Origin of the sequence: Trichocoleus sp. FACHB-6, assembly GCF_014695815.1 — a bacterium.
Classification (GTDB): Bacteria; Cyanobacteriota; Cyanobacteriia; order Cyanobacteriales; family FACHB-T130; genus Funiculus; species Funiculus sociatus.
In genome coordinates this window covers 20,743-45,071 of sequence record NZ_JACJOY010000073.1, presented here as the reverse complement: position 1 = coordinate 45,071, position 24,329 = coordinate 20,743, and the positions used below count along the sequence as shown (strand labels likewise).

At 45.7% G+C, this 24,329-nt stretch carries 18 protein-coding genes and 1 pseudogene; 8 read left to right on the top strand and 11 right to left on the bottom strand.

Translation table 11 applies throughout. From position 1 onward, the window contains the following. Positions 1-77 precede the first annotated feature (77 nt). The gene (gene rlmD / locus H6F66_RS13960) at positions 78-1,493 is read right to left on the bottom strand and encodes a 23S rRNA (uracil(1939)-C(5))-methyltransferase RlmD (protein WP_190422214.1); all 1,416 of its coding nucleotides are present in this window, start codon (positions 1,491-1,493) and stop codon (positions 78-80) included. A 75-nt stretch (positions 1,494-1,568) separates the two neighbouring features. Between rlmD and apcD the strand changes: the two genes are divergently transcribed. Both apcD and H6F66_RS13950 read left to right on the top strand, forming a co-directional pair. After that, on the top strand, positions 1,569-2,054 hold the full coding sequence (gene apcD / locus H6F66_RS13955; RefSeq protein ID WP_190422248.1) for an allophycocyanin subunit alpha-B: 486 nt from the start codon (positions 1,569-1,571) through the stop codon (positions 2,052-2,054). Between the two features lie 423 nt (positions 2,055-2,477). After that, on the top strand, positions 2,478-2,900 hold the full coding sequence (locus H6F66_RS13950) for a hypothetical protein (protein WP_190422212.1): 423 nt from the start codon (positions 2,478-2,480) through the stop codon (positions 2,898-2,900). Between the two features lie 170 nt (positions 2,901-3,070). On the opposite strand, the gene H6F66_RS13945 is transcribed toward H6F66_RS13950, so the two are convergent. The 5 genes from H6F66_RS13945 to H6F66_RS13925 form a co-directional block, all read right to left on the bottom strand. After that, positions 3,071-3,871 (bottom strand): hypothetical protein, encoded by an 801-nt coding sequence (locus tag H6F66_RS13945; protein WP_190422210.1) that lies wholly within the window; start codon positions 3,869-3,871, stop codon positions 3,071-3,073. Positions 3,872-3,981: 110 nt separating this feature from the next. After that, entirely contained in the window at positions 3,982-4,527 is a 546-nt protein-coding gene (locus H6F66_RS13940) for a methyltransferase domain-containing protein (RefSeq protein WP_190422208.1), read from the bottom strand. 36 nt (positions 4,528-4,563) lie between these two features. Next, positions 4,564-6,795 carry an O-linked N-acetylglucosamine transferase, SPINDLY family protein gene (locus H6F66_RS13935; RefSeq protein WP_190422206.1) on the bottom strand — a complete coding sequence of 744 codons (2,232 nt, stop codon included), beginning with the start codon at positions 6,793-6,795 and terminating at the stop codon, positions 4,564-4,566. A gap of 200 nt (positions 6,796-6,995) precedes the next feature. Next, complete coding sequence (locus H6F66_RS13930; protein WP_190422204.1) at positions 6,996-7,562, bottom strand: type IV pilin-like G/H family protein; 567 nt, start codon at positions 7,560-7,562, stop codon at positions 6,996-6,998. A 122-nt stretch (positions 7,563-7,684) separates the two neighbouring features. Continuing rightward, positions 7,685-9,007 carry a class I SAM-dependent methyltransferase gene (locus tag H6F66_RS13925; protein ID WP_190422202.1) on the bottom strand — a complete coding sequence of 441 codons (1,323 nt, stop codon included), beginning with the start codon at positions 9,005-9,007 and terminating at the stop codon, positions 7,685-7,687. A 188-nt stretch (positions 9,008-9,195) separates the two neighbouring features. Here H6F66_RS13925 and trxB point away from each other — a divergent pair, with 188 nt between their 5' ends. Beyond that, positions 9,196-10,578 carry a thioredoxin-disulfide reductase gene (gene trxB / locus H6F66_RS13920; RefSeq protein WP_190422200.1) on the top strand — a complete coding sequence of 461 codons (1,383 nt, stop codon included), beginning with the start codon at positions 9,196-9,198 and terminating at the stop codon, positions 10,576-10,578. A 201-nt stretch (positions 10,579-10,779) separates the two neighbouring features. Beyond that, a complete protein-coding gene (locus H6F66_RS13915) occupies positions 10,780-11,676 on the top strand; it encodes an ABC transporter permease (protein WP_190422198.1) in 897 nt (298 codons plus the stop codon). Between the two features lie 25 nt (positions 11,677-11,701). Here H6F66_RS13915 and H6F66_RS28010 read toward each other — a convergent pair whose 3' ends face one another. Next, positions 11,702-11,857, bottom strand: a complete 156-nt coding sequence (locus H6F66_RS28010; RefSeq protein ID WP_190447881.1) for a hypothetical protein — start codon at positions 11,855-11,857, stop codon at positions 11,702-11,704. 82 nt (positions 11,858-11,939) lie between these two features. Here H6F66_RS28010 and H6F66_RS13910 point away from each other — a divergent pair, with 82 nt between their 5' ends. Together H6F66_RS13910 and H6F66_RS13905 are read left to right on the top strand one after the other, a co-directional pair. Beyond that, on the top strand, positions 11,940-12,284 hold the full coding sequence (locus H6F66_RS13910) for a hypothetical protein (protein ID WP_206755793.1): 345 nt from the start codon (positions 11,940-11,942) through the stop codon (positions 12,282-12,284). A gap of 62 nt (positions 12,285-12,346) precedes the next feature. Continuing rightward, positions 12,347-13,141, top strand: a pseudogene (locus tag H6F66_RS13905) (ADP-ribosylglycohydrolase family protein); the annotation flags it as partial. A gap of 12 nt (positions 13,142-13,153) precedes the next feature. Here H6F66_RS13905 and H6F66_RS28395 read toward each other — a convergent pair. Further along, the gene (locus H6F66_RS28395) at positions 13,154-13,372 is read right to left on the bottom strand and encodes a hypothetical protein (protein WP_242019195.1); all 219 of its coding nucleotides are present in this window, start codon (positions 13,370-13,372) and stop codon (positions 13,154-13,156) included. A 271-nt stretch (positions 13,373-13,643) separates the two neighbouring features. Further along, positions 13,644-19,799, bottom strand: a complete 6,156-nt coding sequence (locus tag H6F66_RS13900; protein ID WP_190422196.1) for a filamentous hemagglutinin N-terminal domain-containing protein — start codon at positions 19,797-19,799, stop codon at positions 13,644-13,646. Between the two features lie 316 nt (positions 19,800-20,115). Here H6F66_RS13900 and H6F66_RS13895 point away from each other — a divergent pair, with 316 nt between their 5' ends. After that, positions 20,116-21,009 (top strand): ROK family protein, encoded by an 894-nt coding sequence (locus H6F66_RS13895; protein ID WP_190422246.1) that lies wholly within the window; start codon positions 20,116-20,118, stop codon positions 21,007-21,009. A gap of 42 nt (positions 21,010-21,051) precedes the next feature. On the opposite strand, the gene H6F66_RS13890 is transcribed toward H6F66_RS13895, so the two are convergent. Together H6F66_RS13890 and H6F66_RS13885 are read right to left on the bottom strand one after the other, a co-directional pair. Next, entirely contained in the window at positions 21,052-21,471 is a 420-nt protein-coding gene (locus H6F66_RS13890; RefSeq protein ID WP_190422194.1) for a hypothetical protein, read from the bottom strand. 118 nt (positions 21,472-21,589) lie between these two features. Beyond that, positions 21,590-23,269: a CTP synthase gene (locus tag H6F66_RS13885; RefSeq protein WP_190422192.1), complete on the bottom strand. Its 1,680-nt coding sequence runs from the start codon at positions 23,267-23,269 to the stop codon at positions 21,590-21,592. A 495-nt stretch (positions 23,270-23,764) separates the two neighbouring features. Here H6F66_RS13885 and H6F66_RS13880 point away from each other — a divergent pair, with 495 nt between their 5' ends. Beyond that, a complete protein-coding gene (locus H6F66_RS13880; protein ID WP_190422190.1) occupies positions 23,765-24,310 on the top strand; it encodes a pyridoxamine 5'-phosphate oxidase family protein in 546 nt (181 codons plus the stop codon). Positions 24,311-24,329 lie beyond the last annotated feature (19 nt).

Sequence of the window (24,329 nt, the reverse complement as noted above, 5' to 3'; positions counted from 1 at the left end):
GTAGTAGGGAAAACCACCTCCTTTATTGTAACAAAATCTGCGAAAAAAGCTACCTTTAAGGTGAACAAAAAGCTTGGTTAGGTGGGATCGCTTAGTACCAAGAAGGCGGCGCACTCGACGTGAGACGTTTGCGGGAAGAAGTCAGCGGGTTGTACACGGGTTAATTGATAGTCGCTATTTCCTTGAGACAATAATTTGAGGTCGCGGGCTAGGGTAGCAGGTTTACAACTGACGTAGACAATCTGGCGGGGCTTAGTTTTGAGGAGGGTTTCGAGTACAGCGCGATCGCATCCCTGGCGCGGGGGATCAATTAACACAATATCTGGCGTGACATCTAGCTGCGGTAGTAATGTCTCCACTGCTCCCGTCTGAAACGTCACATTGGTAATATTATTCAACTGAGCATTCAGAGTTGCTTGTTCAACGGCTTCTGGTTGCACCTCCAAGCCAATTGCTTGCCGCACCCGCTGCGCCAAGGGCAGAGTTAAGGTGCCAATGCCGCAGTAGGCATCAACTAGCACCTCGTTGCCTTGCAGATTCAACTGGTCTACAATGACCTGCAACAATCCTTCAGCTTGCTCTGTATATACCTGGAAAAATGTATCCGGGCGCACCTGGAACTGTAAGCCAGCGAATTCCTCGCACAAGTAAGATTGACCAGCAATACAACGAGTTTCTGTCCCAAAAATGGCATTTGTGCGGTCTGGGTTGAGATTCAGCGAGACACCTACTAACTGTGGATAGCGAGTTAGCCATTCTTGCGCTTGAGCCTCAATATCTACCAAGTTCCAGTCTTTTACTACCAAAGTCAGCAAGATTTCGCCAGTGCGTCGCCCAATCCGCAGGGATAGGTGACGCACTTTCCCCCGGTGCAGTTTTTCGTCGTAAATTCCCCAACCCCGTTTTTGGATGTCTTGCTTGACTTCAGCAAGCAGGGGATTTAAGCGGGGATCTTGCACTGGACACTGATTCAGGTTAATCAGGTGATGGCTGCCTTTTTGGTAGTATCCTGTTTGTACTTGACCTGTGGATGACCTTTTTAGGGGATAGGTGGCTTTGTTGCGATAACCTAAAGGAGATTCCGCTGCCAGGAGGGGATCGACTGGTGGTTGGTTGAATCCGCCGATGCGTTGTAGGGCTTGAATGACTTGATTGCGCTTGGCTTCAAGCTGAAACTCATAGTTAATATGTTGCCACTGACAGCCGCCGCACTTATCTGCGACGATACAGCCAGGGCGGATGCGCGAAGCGGACGCTTCTAGTATCTCGTGCAGCTTACCATGAGCGTATTGGGGTTTGACTCGTACTAATCGAACTAGGACGCGATCGCCGGGAACAGTATCTGCTACAAATACCACTCTGTCGCCGATTCGTCCCACTCCTTCACCGCTATCACCGAGATCGCTAATGACCGCTTCTACCAATTCACCTTGTTTCCACTGAGCTTCATTAGCCCCGTTGGCACCCGTATCCAGCACTTTTGTTAGTGACATAGTATTTCCTTCCCTTTATTTGTGTCCCACCAAGTCGTTAAACTAACGAATGATATCCCGATATATCCCAATACCATGAGTGTAATAAGCCAAGTTATTCTCAAAGCCGACGACGAACTGCGTTATCCCAGCAGCGGCGAACTCAAGAGCATCAAAGAATTTTTGGAAACAGGGCTACAGCGGACGCGGATTGCTGCCACGCTAGCCGAAAATGAGAAAAAAATTGTTCAAGAAGCCAGCAAGCAACTCTGGCAGAAACGCCCCGACTTTATCGCCCCTGGCGGTAATGCCTACGGGGAGCGCCAACGGGCGCTATGCCTGCGCGATTATGGCTGGTACTTGCGTCTAATCACCTACGGAGTCCTCGCAGGTGACAAAGAACCGATTGAAAAAATTGGTTTGATTGGTGTGCGGGAAATGTATAACTCCCTCGGCGTTCCTGTTCCAGGCATGGTTGAGTCAATCCGTTGCTTGAAAAAAGCATCTCTTGACTTACTGGGAGAGGAAGATGCGATCGCAGCCGCTCCCTACTTTGATTACATCATTCAAGCCATGTCTTAATTCTAGCGTTTTTAGCCCTTAGCCCAAGTGGGCGATAAGCGTAGTAGGGAGGCGATAAGTAATTCTGCTGATAGGCAATAAAAAGTTGCCCATTCCCAGAATTCCCTATCGCCTCAATTGCTAATCTGGATTCCTAATAATTACAAACAAAAAACCGACAGTCCCTCTACAGAACCTGTCGGCTGGTCGTGTGTTCCCTATTGATGACTCGGCTAGAGTTCAGTCGTCTCTTAGTATGCCCATTCAGGAACTTGTTGAAGACGATATCGATCATCCTTTCCTGTGATCCTAATCACAGAAGAAAATAACTCGCAAAGCTTCCTCGGCAGCCTATAAAAATTCTGAAAAAAATGCCGAAAGTTTACCATTTCAGTGTAATGTCGTGTTAAACAAATCCGTCGCTAAAATGAGCGCCACTAATGAATGTCTTTCCTGAAGAAATTGCCTTGGGCAACTCTGGCACTGCTTCTGGTTACATATAGCGTATTCGGCTGGTTGTTTTCCTCTAATTTCTCGTGGAATTTTTGGCTGATTGAAACAGCTTTAGTCATACTCATTGCTTTGCTTTTAACCGCTCCCCTAACACTCCTGAGAGCCTTTTTCTCCCAGTGGATGAACTCCGACACCAGAGCTTTCCTCTGCGTGATTGCAAGTGCTTTAGCTGGAGTTTTCATCATGACATGGTTTAGTTTTTTTGCTCATATTCTTGTTCTACTCTCAGCAGGAGCATTAACCAGACTAGACCTTCAGACTGCTGGGTTCAGTGGAACGCAATCATTTTGGATTATCGCCATTGTATCGATGACCGGGTTTAGTCTAGGCGTATTGTTAAACCAGCTGATTTAGCAAACAAACAGGCCGCCTCTATTCAGCTGACAATGGACACTGTAAATACCGTCACAAAGGGTAAGTCGCTGGATGCGAAATTTCCGGAAACTAAAGAAAGCGTTTAACTGTCCTCTTGCTCTACAGTGGTTTTGCTGTAGGGCAGTTTTATTTTGAAGCCCAGTATCCCTTTAATCTTTTTCCGGTAGCTGAATCCGCACCTCTCCTTCCGGCGTAACCACAACTTTGCCACCCAACCCCTCAATGCGACTTATGGCAATCTGGCGTGTGCGATCATCAACCGCATTCTGTAAAACCATTGACCAAGCACCCACTTGAGCATACTTGCTGTTAGGATTGCGGGATAAAAATTGTGCAGTTTGGCGAGAAATAGCGGCTACATTCTGACTCTCTGGGTCAGCATAAACACTCGCCCACTCCGCTGCCTTTTCAAATGATTTCCTAGCAGCTTGGGAATCTCCTAAAAACAACAATTCATCAGTCCCTTTATAACGCCAGACATAATAAGACTTTGGAAGCGGCTTCTTGGCAATCGACCTTAACCCTTTCTCCATAAGCGCAACAGATTTTTCTGGCATACCTGCATACATAGAAATACTGGTAGGAAGAAACTGATACATTTTTAAGAAACGCGGATCTCGCTCCACAATTATCTCAAAATATTCTTGACTAAGACTATAACCAGTCTTTTCCCGTGCCACTTCATCACCGAAATACGTCAAAAATTCCAAAAATGTCCAGTTTGCAAAAATATTATTAAAACTAAAACTAGGAAGATTTTGAAGCAGATTGAGGCGTAATTTTTCTGACTCAACTTCTCTTTTTGAATATTCCGTTGAAGCAATTTTCGCCTTCGTCCTGAGTTTGTTTAGTTGAGGTACTTGCAGAAAGCCAATTGTTAACATACATAATATAGAAACGATGAAACCACTTATCAATTGGCTTAAGTTGTGACGAGATAGAAAGAACATCTAGTAAACTTCCTAAGTTATGGCAAGAAGGTAGACATTATCACAGTTTGTGCTACTTTAAACCTTAGCTCAAAATGAAGTGCAGGAAACTGTAATTAGTGAGTAATCGTCTAGCTTTTAAATGTTTCAGCCTTTGTTGCCACTACATTGAGACTAATTAAAGTATCTACAAGCCGAAGGCTGCTACAGTCCTTAAATAAACCAAACTCTGGTACTGCTTGATAGTTTTGAAAGCCAGCTTCCTCTAAGTACAAAGCTAAAATATCAACATCAAAACCTACCTTATGAACATCATACTGATTAGTTTGACCACCAAAGATAATTCGCATGATTTGGTATCGCTCCATCGGCATCAAGCTAGGATGAAGATAAAGCCAGCATAAAACTTTTAAATCAGGTACGCTGATAAAAAGCTTTCCGTTTTGTTGAAGTACGCGATACCATTCTCTAAGAACGTTAATTAATTCATCATTAAGTCCATAATAAAAATGTTCCAGAACATGACTTGCATAGATTGCTTCAATAGAATTATCTTCAAATTGAGTTAAGTGGGCAGCGTCGCCCACGAAATCAACTTCTGGACGAGCCTCAATATCTAATATCTTCCAGTCGGGATGCGGTTCTGTGCCTCCAATATGGAGCTTAAGTGTTGTCATGTCAACAGCCTCATCAATTTCAATTTCAATTAAATTCTATCTGCTTTCAAGATACTTAGCCCACATCTGCTCATAGGCTTTTTCCATTTCGCGGGTAAACTGCTTAGCATTCCATAATGGAGATGTTTGCCTTGATTGTTTTAACCGCCAAGCTATTTTTTGGCGCAAAGCAGCTTCTTTCCCCAAGCGGACACCCCATTCCACATATTCTTCATCTGTCCACGCAATTCCCTCGGTTACGCCTACATTCATCAGCATGGTATAACTGTTACGCGCGGCAAATTGCTCCCCAACTCGCGTTACCAATGGAATCCCCATCCAAAGAGTTTCCAATGTAGTGGTAGCTCCGTTGTAGGGATAGGTATCTAGTACCACGTCAGCAATGCCCAAGTTGGCACGGTGGATAGATTCTAAGCCGACCTCTGGGAGGAATCGCAGGCGATCGCTATTTACGCCCTCTTCTTCGGCAATCTGGTTAAAGAAGATTTTGATTGATTCTTGGTCAGATAAACCTTTGATTAAGAAATAACTATCTGGCACTTCTTTAAGAATCTTCATTTGCAACCGTGCTGTATCACGATGACGCTTAAAGCCCCTTTGAGCGCTGAAATATATCACTGCATCGTTGGGAATATCCAGATGATCCCGGCGTAGAGTTGGCACAGCCACCTCAAAACCATCGACAGCTATATAGGTTTGGGGCAAACGCCAGATTTTCTCTGAGTAGTAATCTTGAGCAGATTCTGGTAAAACATAGGGGTCAGCGATGAAATAATCAATTGCAGGTAGTCCCGATGCATCCCAGCCTAACCAAGTAACTTGAACAGGCGCAGGTTTCAACGCCATCACCTCACAACTGATATCCAGGGTGATACTATCAAGATCAATTAATATATCGATTTCATCCTGATAAATTTGTTCGGCAATTGCAAGACCATCAATTCCCAATTTATGGGCTTTGTTCACCTGCTCAATAAGTTTTTCTTCTAAAGGGTCATTTATATATGGTTGATAGTTTACCAAATAAGCATTGACCTCAAATCGCTGTTGATCGTGATGCTGAAAAATCCAGCGTGCTAGCCAGCCTACAGAATGGGTTTTTAGGCAATGGGATAAATATCCAATTTTGAGAGGTTTAGTAGGAACATTTCTCAGATTAAGCAATGAGCGTTTATGATATTGTTCCGCTTGTTCTTTAGCATAAAGATGAACATTAGACTGACAAACTTGAACTACTCCATTCTGAATTGAACGGTTACTTCTGGGATCGTCTTTAAAATAAGGAAAGAAAAATGACGGTGTAAACAGACGAAGTGTCGGCGTCTGGTCGAGAGGAAGAGGATTTTCCTTAATCAGTGACAGGAGTAATGATTCGTGCTGACCAAAAGCAGCAACTGCTTCTTCCCAATAACCACCAGCACTCATTAACCCTCTCAAAATTAAATGATTAGCAAAAATCTTATCAGGTAAGGTTTGCATTAGAGAGTAGCACAACCTAGCCGTTTCTATACCTTCATCATATTGACCAGCATTCTGATAAAAAGTAGCTAAATGCCTCAAAACCTCCTGATTTTTAGCATTTAAGGATAGGGCTAAATTAGCAATATGAGCTGCCAGGGCGAACAGCTTCATCGAATAACCAATTTTGATCGATGCAGACAGGAGTACATCGAGCAAAGCTTGAGATTCATGAACATAAGATAAACAGGCTTCTGTGAACTCAATCGATAGTGGTTCATGCGGTGCGTAATCCAATATGCTCCGTAACACCTCCAGCATTAAATCAGGGTTAACTCCTGTTGCTTCCCCTGACTGGAGCATCTGGATCAGTCCCAGGGAAGTGAAATCTTCTCTAGTAAGGGTGTCAAGTTCGATTGAGAGTCGAAGCAGATGTAATAAATTATTGATATCGCTGGGGTTTATCTCCCTGATATGCTGTCGGATTGCCCAAGCAACTGAATAGTCCGCAAGCGCCTCGCGCCGTTCGGCTTCGGTTTGCAAAACTTGGAGCAGTTCCGTTGTTGCAAGTTCAACCTGTTCTGGCGTTGCTTCTGCCATTGCCAGCATCCAGGTTGTCTGAGCCTCTGTCTCTTGCTCCTGCAATAGCAATAGTAGCCCCAAATGCCAGTAGTGGGATCTGATATCAGGTTCAGCTTCGAGCTGCTGTTCATAGAGGTTGGCGGCCTCTCGATAGTCCTCTTGGATTAGATATTGATAGGCTTGCTGCTGCCAGTTTGTCAGATCAGCAGGAGATTTTTCACCAGTCATAAAAGATTGTTTTTTGCAGTGAGCATACCACTCGCATTCTTCCAATTAAAACTCTGCGAGAGCACTTTCCTCGCTATTATGTCAATAAAACAAAGTGGGTAGAATATACTACCCACTCTAGCAAAAGCTGTAATCAAGACTTTTTAATTAAGCCTTACTAACACCAGTAGAGCGCCAGCAGAGCGAGACTTTCTTCTCTACTACTTAATGGCGTCATAACCGGCGGGGCAGGTTTGTCCGCCAGCAGCTGGAGGAGCTACAAGTTGCTGGCCATTCACACCGCCGGTTACAAGAGCCTTCTGACCTTCGCACAATAGGGCCAGCGTGGTTGCCTCACTTGTAGCTAGCACTGTTCCTACACCTACGCCACCAATGTATGCTTTGATTGGAGCCGCTGCTAATACCTGCTGTGCCTGGTTGGTGACATTGGAGATACCAGTGCCCGGAGCAGTTGCAGGCTGAATCACGTATTTATAGTTAGTCGTCTGGGTTGCGACGCCAAGACCCAGCTTACCGAAGCCATCATTAGCCGCAAAAGTATTTTTCTCTAGATAGTAAGCTTGCTGTGACCGATTCATTGAGCCGACATATGTCTTAGCTTCAGACTGCTTAGCTTTGTTGGCTTGGTTAAGGAAGGATGGGAGGGCAATGGCAGCTAAGATACCAATGATGATGATAACGACGAGAAGTTCAATCAGAGTGAAACCTTCGTCTTGCTTTTTCTGATTTAGGTGTTGCAGGAACTTAGCTTTTAGTTCGGTCTTCATGAGGGATCTCTCCTTGAGGTGGGGGATGCTTAACTTCTATCTGTTGGATTTAACTTACCCACTTCCGCTTACTTTCATATCACCCTGTGAAAAAAAAATTTTAGGGATACATCCCAGCAACCTTAGGCGCAGCACTCCAGCAGCACGTAACCAAGGCTCTCCAGCCGAGTCAGGAGCTGTTTGACTATCTCAAAAGCCTCTCCCTCATCTGTAGGCTCTAAAGTTACAGGATGAACAGGTCTGACTTGCTTCCAGCGCTTCACCAGAGACATCATCGACTGAGACTCGTCCAACAATGGTAGCAGGCACACTGCACTTGAGCTGTCTATATTGACAAACCCCTCATGAATGGGAAGATGCTGGCTAATTTCAAACATTCTTAGCTCAGAAATACAAGCTACAAGGTCTTCTCTTAATTTCGGGGTTCTCAGTTGAGGATGCAGAGACACCTGCGCTTCTTGCCAGTGACAGGTCGTCCACTCAGAAATTGATACAAAAGGCTTGGCTTGGTTTATATGACCGCACCAGAGGTCAATCAGACGATGGACAGGATGTAAAAGTTCAAACAGATGCAGTTGCTCTTCCACAGAAGTTTCGGGGAGAGCTAGTGCCAGAAATGCAGGTAAATCGTCAGGATTATTAAACAAATCCATTAAGTCCCATCGTCGCCACTGCACCATGCTGATGAACTCTAAATCAGCAGCTCTCAAAGCCGAGAACATTTGAGGTATAGTAGAACCTTTATCACCTAGAAGTAAGTGATTTGCTAGAATCCGCTCGTCTTCTATTTCAGAATTAGGATTCCAGGTCTGCAACTTGAGAAGAACTTGATCTTTCATAGCCCCCATAGTTTCTCGAACAAAACCGATTTCCATCTCTTGGGGGTTCTCATCCATAAAACCCATCATTTTAAAAACTTCTTGAGCGCGAAAGAAAATGCTCCTCTGTAGTGAACTATGCAGGTTAGTACGAATGATTCCTTCTGGTTTTAAAACGGCTTTCATTGCCTGCAATCCTAAAACTGCATCAGGTAGGAGATAAAGGACTTCATCATTGTTAATGTAGTCAAACTCTATGCCTAAAGTTGGCAAATCCTCTATCAAGAGGGTATAGAATTCGGCATTCTCAAATCCGTGGTGTTGCAAGCGTTGACGCGATAGTTTTACAGACTCCTCTGATAAATCAATTCCTACAATTTTTGCGCCAGGATTAGCTTCAGCTAGAATTAAGGATTTGTAGCCGCTGCCACAACCTGCATCTAAAATCACTTTACCTTTAGTGTCTATAACCTTTTGGTTTCTTAAATAGTAAGGGGTTACTAGGTTATGAATATAAAGCAAATTAGGGTCAGACTTTGGTGATTTATCTAGTGGAACTCTAGGATAAGGAGAAGTTTCAAATTGCTGACGGATTTTTTCTAGTAAATCTGATGTTTGGTCGTTCATTGGAAATTTATCCTGATGCTGAGTTTTTGCCTGTCTTGGAAGTGGGTCAAAATATAGTTGATGTCAGCGCTGCTATTCAAGTGTTCCCACTTTTAGGGCAGAAATATACTAAATGAGCAAAAGTTTCTGGCGCTCGCCTGTTCACCTAGTTATAATAAAACGTAGTCGTTATGAGTTTGTATAACTTTATGAGCAAACCAATCGTAGAGAACTTAGTGATTATCGGCTCTGGCCCTGCTGGATATACTTCTGCTATCTATGCGGCGCGGGCGAATCTGAAACCTGTTGTTTTTGAAGGGTTTCAGGCTGGAGGACTACCTGGGGGACAGTTGATGACAACGACGGAGGTGGAGAACTTTCCGGGGTTTCCGGAAGGGATTACAGGGCCGCAGTTGATGGATCGGATGAAGGCTCAGGCTGAGCGTTGGGGGGCTGAATTATACACTGAGGATGCGATCGCGGTGGATTTGAGTCAACGTCCTTTTACTGTGCGTTCTGAGGAACGGGAAGTTAGAACTCATAGTATTGTAATTGCTACTGGGGCGACGGCGAAACGCTTGGGATTGCCTAGCGAGCATGAATTTTGGAGTCGGGGAATTTCGGCTTGTGCTATCTGTGATGGTGCGACACCGATTTTCCACGGTGCGGAACTGGCTGTGATTGGGGGTGGCGACTCGGCGGCGGAAGAATCGGTTTACTTGACTAAGTATGGATCTCGCGTTCATATGTTAGTACGCACAGAGAAGATGCGGGCAAGTAAGGCGATGCAGGATCGGGTTTTGAATAACCCCAAAATTACGGTTCACTGGAATAGTCAGCCTGTGGATGTTGTCGGTGAAAGCGATCGCATGATGGGTGTCAAACTCCAGAATACTCAGACTGGGGAAGAGAGCGTTTTACCTGTTAAGGGTTTATTCTACGCGATTGGACATAAGCCGAACACATCTCTATTTGAGGGACAGTTGGAACTGGATGAGGTTGGTTACGTTGTGACGAAACCGGGTTCTGTGGAAACCAGCGTTGAGGGCGTTTTTGCTGCTGGCGATGTTCAAGATCATGAGTTTCGTCAGGCGATTACTGCTGCTGGTACTGGCTGTATGGCGGCGATGTTGGCGGAACGGTGGCTTTCTGTTAATGGTTTGATTCAGGAGTATCGTCAGCAGATACACACGTCTGAAGACGCGGATACGCCAGCAGATGCGCCTGGGGATAAAGTAGCTGAAATTAACCCAGAGGAGGCGTTTAACCCGCAAGCGACGCGACATGAGGGTGGTTATGCACTGCGGAAGTTGTATCATAATAGCGATCGCCTGCTGATGGTGAAATACGTTTCTCCCAACTGCGGCCCTTGTCACACTCTGAAGCCGATTTTAAATAAGGTGGTGGATGAGTTCGACGGCAAAATTCACTTTGTGGAGATTGATATCTCCGAAGATAGAGAAATTGCCGAGAATGCTGGTGTTACCGGAACGCCCACGGTGCAATTCTTCAAAAATAAGGAATTAGTCGGCGAAATGAAGGGCGTTAAGCAAAAGAGCCAGTTTCGTCAAATGATTGAACAATATATGTAGTCTGACGACTCAAGTCGCACCTACACAAACTTAGCCCGCCTTCGCGGGCTAATAGCATTTTTCCAGTTTCAGACAACAAATTCTGTTCTTTCCTTTTTTAGCTCTATTGGCGGGAGCAAATAGTTAGCATTGTAGGGCAAATTGGTATAACTTCTTTTGTGTAGCCTCAGGGCGTTGATGTGCCAAGTTGAACAGAAGCCTATGACCCTTACCAAACTTCCATTTTTGCGTTTATCTGGTCGCCCCAGTCTGTCTATGCAGATGATGTGGGTGGGGCTAGTTATTACGCTGATTTTCGTGGTTACAGCTATTTTTGCTCCCGCGTTTCAAGCTTGGGGATGGCTGCAAAATCCGCTGGAGTCTCTGGCTAACCCAATTCACGAACCGCCCTCGTTACGTCATTGGTTTGGTACGAGTCGCCAAGGCTACGATGTTTTTTCGCGCACACTGTTTGGAAGCCAAGCAGCGTTGCAAGTAGTCATTTTGGCAACACTCTTGAGTGTTGTCATTGGGGTGCCACTGGGCTTAGTCAGCGGTTATTTGGGCGGCAGACCAGATCGGGTGCTGCTCTTTTTCATGGATACAATTTATACTTTGCCGGGATTGCTACTGTCAGTGACGCTGGCATTTGTGGTGGGGCGGGGGGTTTTCAATGCAGCGATCGCGCTCAGCATATCTTACATTCCTCAATATTATCGCGTTGTCCGCAACCACACCGCCAGCGTGAAAAATGAACTGTTCATCGAAGCTGCACAAGCAATGGGCGCAGACACCTGGACGGTTCTCTCTCGCTACCTGTTTCTCAACGTGATTCAGAGCGTACCAGTGTTGTTCACCCTGAATGCTGCTGATGCAATTTTGATTTTAGGTAGTTTGGGATTTCTCGGACTGGGACTTGCCGATCAGGTTCCAGAATGGGGCTACGATCTACGTCAGGCTCTGGATGCTCTACCTACGGGGATTTGGTGGACAACTTTGTTCCCTGGTTTGGCGATGACGCTGATGGTGGTAGGCTTGTCTCTACTAGGAGAAGGATTGAGCGAGTTTGTCAATCCCCGATTGCGGAGAGAAAATTGGAACCAAAAATCCCCTGAGTAGAGTCAAATATTTTAGTGGTCATTAGTCATTCGTAACGGATTGCTAACCACTGACCACTAACAGTCATTCGCAACGGATCGCTGACCCCTGACCACTCAACTCTGACAATACAACTTTTGTGAGTTATGAAAGATAATATTTCCTTAATTGCCGCCGCTGCTGGTGGTTTTATGATTTCCATCGCCGTTGCTGGAATACTGAGGGCTGCTCCTGTACAATCCTTGCAGGCGCAACCCAGTTCTAGTTCATCTCAAGTAACTCAGTTGCAGCTCAAAACTGTGAGTTCTGAGGCACCAGTTAAAAATACCTTTAATAAGAAGGTTTCTTCGGATGCCATGCGCGTTATCCCTAACAGAGTGTTAAATAATGCTTTGTCTTCCAAAGCAATTTCTGGGACGGGAAATCCTGATTGGGCCGTTCAATATTTGGGGTTTATTAACTGGCTTAGCTCGGTTGAGGGTACGTTAAAGCAACAAGATTATCAGTTGAAAAAGCTGGATTATAAATTAGCTAAGAAGGATTATGAAAACAATGAAATTACTAAAGAGGTGTTAGCTAAGAAAGCAGCCAAATATCGGCAAGCTAAAGAGGAATTTCAAAGGGTTTGAAATTTTTTTGCAATTTACAATTAGGTTCTTTCATGGGTTAACCTTAGAGCAGTGAAGTAACCTTGGAAAAAGTAGATTCTGCGATTGGTTGTTTACTTGGAACAGCGATTGGAGATGCTATCGGGCTGCCTTTTGAAGGCTTGTCAAAGTGCAGGCAACGCAGAATCTATGGTGAAAAAGGACACAAATTTCTATTTGGTAGGGGGATGGTGTCCGATGACACAGAGCATAGTTGCATGGTCGCCCAAGCCTTAATAGTTTCAGCTGGCGATACTGAGATATTTACGAACCAGCTGGCGATGCGATCGCGTTTTTGGTTACTTGGTTTGCCAGCTGGTATCGGATACGCCACTTTACGAGCAATCTTAAAGTTATGGTTAGGATTTCCCAGTAGTCGCAGTGGTGTATTATCCGCAGGAAATGGCCCTGCTATGAGAAGCGCAATTATTGGCGTTTGTTATGGAAATAACAGTCAAAAATTACGCGAATTAGTTAGGGCATCTACCCGGCTTACACATACCGATCCAAAAGCAGAATATGGGGCATTAGCTGTTGCGATCGCAGCTTATATCTCTAGTTGTCAAGAGGCTATTTATCCTCAGAGTTATTATCAAACTCTTCAAGAAGTTTTAGGAGAAGAGGCGAAGGAATTTCTGGAACTAATCAAAAAAGCTGTGGAAAGTGCAGCGCGAGAGCAAACAACGGAATCATTTGCAGAGCAGTTGGGACTAAAATCAGGTGTCAGCGGATATGTTTATCACACAGTTCCAGTTGTGATTCATGCCTGGTTTAAATATCCAAAAGATTATCAAGTCGGGGTTAGATAAATCATCCGTTGTGGCGGCGATACAGACACAACAGCAGCAATTTTAGGTGGGATCATCGGCGCAGGTGTAGGGAAAACAGGCATTCCTCAACAGTGGCTCGATGGTTTGTGGGAATCGCCGAGAAGTGTAAAGTGGATGGAGAAGCTTGGCAGAAGATTGGCTGATGTGTCTTCTAGGGGTATTGGACAAAAAGCATTGCCACTGCCAGTTATGATACTTTTTTTGCGGAATCTCTTCTTTATGCTGGTAGTGATTTTGCATGGATTCCGCCGATTATTACCGCCCTATTGAGTCCAGACTTTTTAGATAAGGCTTGATAGCCTTAATCGTAGGTTTGTTTGATTCTTGGGATTCCTGAGTGGGTAGGCAAAGATGATCGGAAAAATGAACCGCATCAGCCGAAGGGGAAGCGAAGCGTTAGACGCAAAGGACACGTTGGCGTAGCCTGCGCTGAGGAAAGACAAGGAAGAGAGAAGCAGCCCGCGATGAAACAGCCCTGCCTTAATTGGGGGCGAGGGCTGTTGGGGTGCTATTACTGACAACGGGGCAGATTTTGGGTTTCTGGGATCTGTTGTTCTAGGCTTCCATCCATACACAATACAGGAGTGTTATCCGGCTGATTTTCTACCGATACAGGAGGTGGTGTTTCGCCTTGCAGATCGGTGGAAAAGTCTGAGGTGGGCAGCGGATCGATGTTTTTGATGCCGCCTGTACCTGTCGCTGTACCCGTTGGTATATCTACCGTGACTGGGGTAGTGTAGGCGGTGTAGTCGAGGTCATCAAACCCGGCACCGCCATCAATGATGCCAGAGATTTGTACGGCATCGCTAAATTTGAAGGTATCAGTCAGCTTACCACCAGTCAGGTTTTGGAAGTTGGAGAAGGTGACACCGTTAACTTCGCCACTGTTGTTACTGGTGAGGTTCCAGACGTTTTTGGTGTCGGTGGCGACTAGGGTATTCTCGGTATTAGTACCGCCAACTTTGCCTTCAATGTTGCTGATGGTGCCGCCGACGCCTGTGGCTTTACGTGCGCCCATATCTACCGTGATTTTGGCGCTGTGGGTAGAGTAATCTAGGGTATCGGTGCCAGCGTTACCGTCGATGTTGTTGGCGATGGTTGCGCCCTCTTTTACCTTGAAGGTGTCAGTTTCTGTGCCACCTGTGAGATTTTGGATATTGGTGAAAGGATTAGCATCATTAACATTGCCTGAGTTAGTATCTTCCAGGTTCCAGTTATTGACGGTGTTGGCACCAACTAAGGTATTGTTGCCACCACTTCCATCAATTTTGGCAACACTGCCATCAGTGCCAAGAGTGAAGGTGTCGCTGTCATTGCCGCCTGTGACATTTTCAAAGTTGGAGAAATTGAAGCCGTTCGCATCGCCTGAGTTGGTGCCTGTGATGTTCCAGTTGTTGGCGGTGTTGGTAGCGATAATGGTGTCGTTGTCAGCAGCGCTACCGATGCCATTTTCGACGTTGACTAAATTCTCTAAAGTCAGAGTGACGGCACTGGTGCTGGCGGAGTAATCTATGGTGTCGTTACCTGCACTGCCATCAATAATCGTGCCAGTAATGTTTGCGCGATCGCTAACTATGAAGTTATCGGTATCGCTGCCGCCTGTGAGTTTTTGGAAGCCACTGAAGGTGATGTCGCTGATATTGCCGGAATTAGTGTCAGTGATATTCCAGCTATTGACGGTATTTGCACCAATCAGGTTGTTATCGCCAGAAGTTCCACCAATCAGGTTTTCAATACTGAGGATGGTGCCGCCAACGCCTGTGGCTGTTATTTGATTATTAATCCCTAGCGTCACCTCTACTGGACTGCTGTAGGCGGAGTAGTCGAGGGTGTCCTTTTTGTTAACGCCATCAATGTTGCCACTGATGTAAGCGCCTGAGTTGAATTTGAAAGTGTCATTGCTGTTGCCACCTGTGAGGTTTTGGATATTGGTGTAAGCGTTGGCATCATTAACGTTTCCGGTGTTGTTACCTGTAATATTCCAGGTGTTGACTTTGTTGGCACCAATAATGGTGTTGTTGCCAGCATTACCGTCAATGCTGGATACATTGCCTCTATTGCCGAGGGTGAAGTTGTCGGTGTCAGTGCCACCTGTGAGGTTCTCAAAATCTGAGAATTTGAAGCCCTTCACATCGCCTGAGTTGGTGCCAGTGATGTTCCAGTTGTTGGCGGTGTTAGTGGCGATAATTGTGTCGCTGGCAGCACTACCAATGGCATTTTCGATGTTGACTAGATTTGCCAGAGTTAAAGTGGCAGGACTGGTGTTGGCGGAGTAATCTATGGTGTCGTCGCCTGCACTGCCATCAATGATGCCAGCAATGTTGACACCGTTGTTTACCTTAAAGGTGTCAACATTGCTGCCGCCGATCACAGTTTGGATATTGCTGTAAGTGTTGGCACCATTGAGGTTTCCGGTGTTGTTACCCGTAATGTTCCAGGTGTTGTTGATATTGGCACCAATAATGGTGTTATTGCCAGCCGTGCCGTCAATAGTAACAACGCTGCCTTCAGGACTGAGGGTGAAGTTGTCGGTATCAGTGCCGCCTGTGAGATTTTGGAAGCCACGGAAGTTGACACTACCGATATTGCCTGAGTTAGTGTCTGTGATATTCCAGTTGTTGGCAGTGTTGGCACCAATTACAGTGTTGTTACTTGTAGTACCGCCAATTAGGGTTTCAATGTTGAAGACAGTGCCGCCAATGCCTGTGGCAGTAACTTGGTTTCCAGTTCCCAGGGTCACGGTGACGGGACTACTATAAGCGGAGTAGTCAAGGGCATCGCTGCCGTTTAATCCGTTGATGTTGCCGCTGAAGAAACCACCATTATTTATCTTAAAGGTGTCGGTTTCGCTGCCGCCTGTGAGGGTTTGGATGTTGGCGTAAGTGTTGGCACCATTGAGGTTTCCGGTGTTGTTACCCGTGATGTTCCAAGTGTTGTTGATATTGGCACCAATAATGGTGTTGTTGCCAGCATTACCGTTAATATTGACAACGCTGCCACCAGTACCAAGGTTGAAGTTATCGGTGTTACTGCCGCCTGTGAGATTTTGGAAACCACGGAAGTTAACACTACCGATATTGCCTGAGTTGGTGTCTGTGATATTCCAGTTATTGACGGTGTTGGCACCAATCAAGTTGTTATTTTGGGTAGCACCGCCAATCAGGGTTTCAATGTTAATAACAGTGCCACCAATGCCTGTGGCGGTGACTTGGTTTCCAGTTCCCAATCTCACGGTGACGGGACTACTATAAGCGGAGTAGTCAAGGGTGTCGATGGCGTTTAATCCGTTGATGTTGCCACTGATGGAACCACCGTTGTTTACCTTAAAGGTGTCGTCGAGGTTTCCGCCTGTAAGGTTCTCAATATTAGCGAAGCTGAAGCCGTTAGGGTAATTAAGGTTGCCAGCATTGGTGCCTGTGATGTTCCAGGTGTTGCTTCTGTTGGCAGCAACTAGGTTGGAACCTCCGACAACATTTACCGAGCCGTTAAAGGTGGCAGTGCTGTCTACGGTGATGGTGCCTGTACCATTTACCAGTCCGATGTTGATGTTGCTACCATCTTTCAAGGCGGCTAAATCGATATTATTCAGATTTAAGCTGGCATCGTTGCCGATTCCCCCGATGGTGATGTTTAGACTTGGTGTTAATGGTTGTAGGGCGATCGCGTTGTTGCTGCTGACAGAATTTGCTCCGCCACGCAAATTAATTTCATCAGCGGTGAGAGTAATACCTGCGGGGGATGCGATAGTGCCGTTAACGTTGACAGTTTTGGCAAGTAGAGTAATTGAAGCATCGCCTGTACCTGCGATCGCACCTGTTGAGGTGATGGTGCTATTTCCTACTGGTGATTGAATCTTTACCGGATCGCTAAAGCTGTGGGAATTGATAGCGATCGCGCCTCTACCATTATCTCGTCCAATAATAATTTGAGAAAACCCGTTTTGCAGCCTGTTTAATTTAGCTGTGTCTAGATTTAAACGTGCATCGGCGGTAACATCACCGACAGTTATCCCCAAACCGGGAGTAAGCGGCTGTAACTGGACAACGCCCTTGCCCCTGATTTGGCTCGTCTCGTCGAATTGGATTTCATCAGATGTCAGTGTGATTTTACTACCTGTTCCAGGCTGGTTAATAAAAGAGTTGGTCTTCACGACAATCCCTTCTAAACCATTGGCAGCAGTACCCGTCAAACTAATATTCCCTGTTCCGGTTGATTCCACCCGGCTAAAGGTACTAACTCTAACACCTTGATTTTCTTGAACTCCAGTCGCCGTACTTTGTCCAGTAATGGTGATATTTCCTTTTCCGGTTGAACGCACCGCGCTGTTGTTGAAAACAGAAACACCTATATTGTTGCTTCCAGTCCCATTGACAATTCCTGTCAGGCTAATATTGCCATCCGCCGACTTAATACTGGTGTTAGCAACGTTTATCCCGTTATTATCGTCTCCTCCGGTACCGCTAGTGCCTATTAAGGTAATACTCCCGGTTGCCGTTGCTTCCACGAAGCCACCGTCGATCATTGCAATGCCGTCATTGTTGTTATTAATCCCGGTATTGGAGCCTGTACCTCTGAGTGAAATATTCCCTCTCCCGGTCGAACGCACCGCGCTGTTGTCGAGAATATAAATTCCCTGGTTGCTTTCTCCAGTTCCTTGACCAGTGCCAGTTAGGTTGATATTTCCATTAACCGAACTTACGCTGGAGCCTTCATCAAGCCATATCCCTCGATTGTCATCAATCCCAGCACCGCCAGTACCTATTAGGGTAATATTCCCCGCCCCTGTTGCTTCAAGTACGCTGCCTTTTTCCAGAAAGATGCCGATGTTGTCGCTACCACCAGGGCTTGCGGTACCAGTAATTGAAATGTTACCCGAATCAGAATTGATGGTTGATGCGAATATAGACACAGAACCAATGGCACTGCCTCCGAACGCCCCAGGAGCAATCGTAACGTTGCCGCCGTTGGTCAAAATCTTCGAGCCAGTGTTCATAAAAAACTGGGCATTTCCAACGTCTCGCTGGTCTGGGCTGGCATTTTCGTCATTAATCTTGGCGATAAAGCTGCCGCCCTTGAGGTCAATAACTCGATTGAAGTTAAGAATAATTGAACGCCCAGCTTGCAAGGTTAGACCTTTGCCTGGTGTTGTGGCAGTAATATTATCGTTAATGGTGATGTCATTATTTGCCTGCAAGGTGACATCGTTCAAATCAATTGCTGCCGAAAGGTTTGCTCCGCTGATAGTTGCCGTGCCATCCGGGATTGAGGTAAATAATTGCCCGGCGACTGGATCAGTGCCGTTGGCTTGAATCAGAATATTTTTGGGGTCTAGTAGCAGCGTTCCCTTCTCACCAGCGGTTGCTGTAGTATCGACAATTCCAGCAAATTCTAGGTTGTTCTTGCCGGATACTTCGACAAAGCCGCCATTGCCAGAATTTTCGCCGCCACGGGCGCTGATGTTGCCCAAGAACCGAGTCGTCTCATTTGCCCACACAATGACACGACCAGCGTTACCATTTTGCGATGCCGAAGCATCAATCGCGGAGTCACTGCTGACAAATGTACTGGAGGCATTTATTGCGCTTCCTTTACCTTGATAATCTCCGCCAATCAGCACTGTACCGCCGCCAGCTGTGCCGGAGGCGTTGATATTGGCACCGATTAGCCCTACTTTGTCACCTAGCACCTGGACTGTGCCGCCAGTTGCTCCTGATACATTTAGGGAGCCAGAAGCGATCGCTAATGGTGTATGTGCGCCTCCGTCAATTGGTACTCTGGTTCCTGAAGCTGTCAGTACCAATTGGTTACTACTATCAACTGTCACTCCTGTCGCTGCACTGCCACCATCTCCTGTCAGCAACTGAGGCAGGGAAGCGGAATTAATCCCACTTGGACCAAGCGCTGAAGGGTCAATCTCTAAACTCAACAGATGTCCAGGTTGGGAAATTTTCACATTGCTCGATCCAGGCACGCCGGCAATGGTGATATTTCCTCCTGGTGCTGTCAGCGCCCCGGTACTAATTACATTACCGCCGACTAAAGCCAGATTCTGTCCTGAACTAACTGTTAAATTCCCAACGTTAACGATGCTTCCAGGGACGCTAACATTAAAGGCAAAATCGCTCGGTGTTCCTACTAACTCAGAATAATTACTGGCTCCGGTGGCATTTAACCAATTGTTATTACCAAAACCAATGCCTGTGGCGGTAGTAGCAGTGAAAGATGCGGGAACATTTAATTGAGCATTTGCGCCAAATATTATCCCGGTGGGATTAACTAAATAAAGATTAGAATTACCGCCACTTACCTGTATTAGCCCATTAATAATTGAGCGATCGCCTCCTGTTACCCGCCCCAAAATATTGCGGATACTGGGATTTGATAAAAAGTTAGCAATTTGTTCAGCTTGCACACCAAACTGACTGAAACTGTGAAATAGATTCTTGCCATCCCTGGAGAATGTACCGCCTGTAATATCGATCCGCGAACCTTCTGGAGTTACAACCGTTCCTGTACCATCCGGTGCAGGTGTGATATTCTGAGCTTTTGCTTGATTTGACCAAAAACTAAAAATTAACAGCAAAAGTAAGTAATTTTTCCCTTTTCTGCTGTTTTTTGAGAACAAGCTAGATAGAAATAAGCTGAGGCAAATTCTTGCTGGCAGCATAACACCCTCTTTTAAAATAAGTGCTTATTGTATGAATTTTTTGGGAAATATTCATAGTCCTAACCGGAAAAAACTGCCCATAAATTAAATAATTCTCCAAAGCTTCATACAAATTCCCCCTTACTTCATCCTTACTTTACAATTGAGACAAAAAATACCCGTATTAATACCTGGAGTGGGGGGCTCAGAAACTTTAAAATTGGTTACAACTTAAAAGTTAACTGGTTGAATATACGGATTGCCTCTCGGTGGGGTAAAAGTTGCACATAGCGGCAATATAGTGGAATGGGATGAAATTTGGGATGTGAGAACGATTGTGGTGAATCGGGAAGTAATTGGTATCGATTTGGGGGGAACGGCGATTAAGTTGGGGAGATTCCGCGAGGATGGGACTTGCTTGCAGTCTTTTAGTGTGGCGACACCGCAACCTGCGACACCGGAAGCGGTAATGGAAGCGATCGCATCCGCTATTTCCCGCCTCGATCCCCAAAAATGCGCGATCGCTATTGGTCTTGGCACCCCCGGCCCCGCCGATGCTGCTGGTAGAATTGCCAGAGTAGCGATTAATCTCACAGGTTGGCACGATGTTCCCCTGGCAGAATGGTTAGAGGCAAAAACTGGTTTACCGACAGTTCTCGCTAATGATGCCAACTGTGCTGGTCTAGGAGAAGCTTGGTTAGGGGCAGGTCGTCACTACCGCGATATGATTTTGCTGACACTGGGAACTGGTGTCGGCGGTGCGATTATTCTGGATGGTAAGCTGTTCGTCGGTAATCAAGGTGCTGCTGGCGAGTTGGGATTAATTACCTTGAACCCAGATGGCCCTGCGTGTAATAGTGGCAATCAAGGTTCTTTAGAACAATATTTATCAGTACCAGCTATTCGCCGCCGCACTGGTTTAGAACCAGAGGAACTAGGTAAGTTGGCTTCTTCAGGCGACGCAGAAGCTTTGAAATTTTGGGAAAGCTACGGACGCGACTTGGGTGTTGGGTTGGCGAGTCTGATTTATGTTTTGACACCCCAAGCGATCGCGATTGGCGGCGGGGTTAGTGCTAGTGCAGAATTTTTCTTCCCAGCTGTTCTGGCAGAAATTGAACGACGAGTGCTGCCTAGTTCTCGTGCTGGTTTGCAGCTGTTGAAAGCTGAGTTAGGCAACTCTGCTGGAATGGTGGGTGCGGCAAAATTGGCTTGGGGAAAAGCTAATTGCTAATTGCTTTTTTTGTTACTTTTAGCCATTAGCTATTAGCCTTTTTTAAAGGAATGCGTGTCCAGTTTTCCGTTTAATGTAGTCGAGAATTTTCTCATAGGAATCTGGATCGCTTTGCTTATTGATAATGATAGGAATGGCACAATTAGGCAACCAAAACGTTATCCTACCGCTTTGAGAATAGGAAAAGCTGCTGATACGGTTGAGATCGACTACATACTCATTGCGCTCATAAATAACTTTGATCCACGATGCCGCTATCGAATGGAAGCTTACCTGCTGCACATAGTCCATGACTTGTTGATAGCCATCCGCATTACTTTGCCGGTTGATAATAATCGGGATGGCACTATCAGGCAACCAAAACGTTACCTTACCGTTTTGGGTGCAAGCAAAAGCACTGATGCGGTCAAGATCAACTACATATTCATTTCGCTCATAACTAACTTTTATCCAATACGCCACAAGGCCTCCTCACATAAAGGTGAGTTTTGTCACTGACAACACTCTCCCATTCAAGCTCCCGCGCCAAAGCAGGACGTGTTGCGATCGCAATACGTCCCGCTGTAACTTGAAGCAACAGTTAAGATACCTCAGCTGCTTGGAGGGTTGTCGCATCTTCCTTGGTCTGCTCTCTGGAGTCGTCAGGATGGGCAATTCCACGGTCAAGCTTACCTAACGCTGCTTGAATCAATCCCTGGAACAGGGGGTGAGGCGTATTGGGTCGAGAGCGGAATTCTGGGTGGAACTGGGTGGCAATAAAGAACGGATGGTTGGGTAGTTCTATGATTTCCACCAACCGACCATCAGGTGAGGTGCCACTGATTACATAACCTGATTCTAAAAACAGGTTGCGATAAGCATTGTTAAACTCATACCGATGTCTGTGCCGTTCGTAAACCACTTCATCTTGATAAAGGCCCAAAGCGAGAGTATTGGGTGTCAGGCGGCAGGGATATAAACCCACTCGCATTGTTCCTCCCAAATCTACGACATCTTGCTGTTCCGGTAACAAGTTAATTACTGGATTTGTTCCATTAGGATCAAATTCTGCACTGTTGGCATCTTCTAATCCGGCAAGGTGCCGCGCCCATTCTATTACAGAACATTGCATCCCCAAACACAACCCCAAGAAGGGAATCTGATGGGTTCTGGCGTACTCAATGGCGATAATTTTGCCATCGACACCCCGCGAACCAAAACCACCGGGGACGATGATGCCATTTACCCCGGCGAGGTATGGTTCAGCACCTTCTAATTCCAGGTTTTCGGCGCTGACCCAACGCACGTTAAGTTCGCAATCCATAGCGATCGCTGCATGGCGCAAAGCTTCCACTACTGAGAGATAGGCATCAGTTAGCCTTACATATTTGCCAACGATGGCAATCTCTACCTGATGAGTTGGATTATACAGACGATTGACGAGAGTTTGCCACTGGCTCAATTCGGGTTGGCGTTTTTCTAATTGCAGCAACTCCAGTGTCTGTTGCGCCAGTCCTTCCTGTTCTAAAATCAGCGGCACTTCATAGATACTCTTGGCATCAATCGCTGTAATGACGCTTTCTACGGGAACATCGCAGAATTCCGAGAGTTTTTCTTTCATTCCCGGTGCGAGTAGGCGATCGCATCTACAAACCAAAACATCTGGTTGTATCCCTATCGATCGCAATTCCTTTACAGAGTGCTGCGTCGGCTTAGTTTTCATCTCCCCCGCTGAAGGAATCCACGGCACCAGCGTTACGTGCATATATAGTACGTTGTGCCGTCCCACATCTTTGCGGATTTGGCGAATCGCTTCCAAAAACGGCAGCGATTCAATATCCCCCACCGTGCCCCCAATCTCAGTAATTACCACATCAGGGTTAGTATTTCTTGCTACCCGCTGAATACGATCTTTAATCTCATTGGTAATATGGGGAATCACCTGCACCGTCCCCCCCATATAATCGCCGCGACGCTCTTTATTCAGCACCGCCTGATAAATAGATCCCGTCGTGACGCTATTCAGGCGAGACATCGACGTATCCGTGAAGCGTTCGTAGTGTCCTAAGTCTAGATCCGTCTCGGCACCATCTGCCGTTACGAAAACCTCGCCGTGCTGAAAAGGACTCATCGTTCCCGGATCGACGTTAATATACGGGTCTAGTTTCAAAATCGAAACTGAATAGTCACGCGACTTTAGCAATCGGCCTAAGCTTGCTGCTACAATCCCTTTGCCGATGCTAGAAACTACGCCCCCAGTAACAAAGACAAACTTAGTCATAAAATGCTAAAAAGAAGACCCAGATCAGCAACCCACCCCGTTAATTGTGCCACAGAGTTAACGACTTGTTTGTCGGTAGCAATCAGTTGTCAGTGGTGAGCAATCCTGTTTTGGGTAGCTGCATTGGCTTTTGTTGAATTTACCTTATCCTTTAGGAACGCGCAACGCTAACTGCTACAAACCTTTAAATCGCTCAAATGACTCGGAATAGGGACAAGTTCCAACTGAGTGGCGATCGCTACTATCCTAGAGTTAAAACCCTGTCTTACGCTATTCCAGAGTTTGCCTGCGATCGCTGCTAGGATTCTGGTAATGGCAGGTTAGCGGATTACGCCAAGCCAGAGGCTAGGATAGCATCTCTATTACAAGGTAACAAAAGCGCAAGAGTTGACTGGTGAAATTCTAAACTACTGATAGCTGGTAATGCTTGGCGGTTTTAAAATTAATAAGGATTTGATAACTTTGATTGCTGTCTTATAGATTTTGTAATTATAAATGGCTAAATTTTACACCGAATTGAATCCATCATTAAGAGAGTTTATCGAAGAACAGAAAATCTTCTTTACCGCTACTGCACCAAAAGAAGGCCGGATTAATCTATCCCCAAAAGGAGTAGATACTTTCCGCTGTATTAATAATGTGACAGTGGCTTATCTTGATTTAACTGGTAGTGGCAACGAAACAGCAGCACATCTTAATGAAAATGGTCGAATGACAATTATGTTTTGCAGCTTTTCTGAAAAGCCGATGATTCTGCGTTTATACGGTGAGGGGAGAGTTATTTTACCCAGAAATCAAGAATGGGAACATTTTTATGGTTTTTTCACTCCCATCTTAGGGGAACGCCAAATAATGGTATTAAATATTAACTCTGTGCAAACATCTTGCGGTTATGGCGTACCAGTTTATGAACTGCAAGAAGAAAGAAAAACTATTCGAGAATGGGCGGATAAAAAAGGAGAACAGGGTATATTTGAATATTGGCAAGCGAAGAATAAAAAAAGTATTGACGGACTAGAAACAAAACTTTTAGAAGATTGAGATATTAGTCATTTGCTAA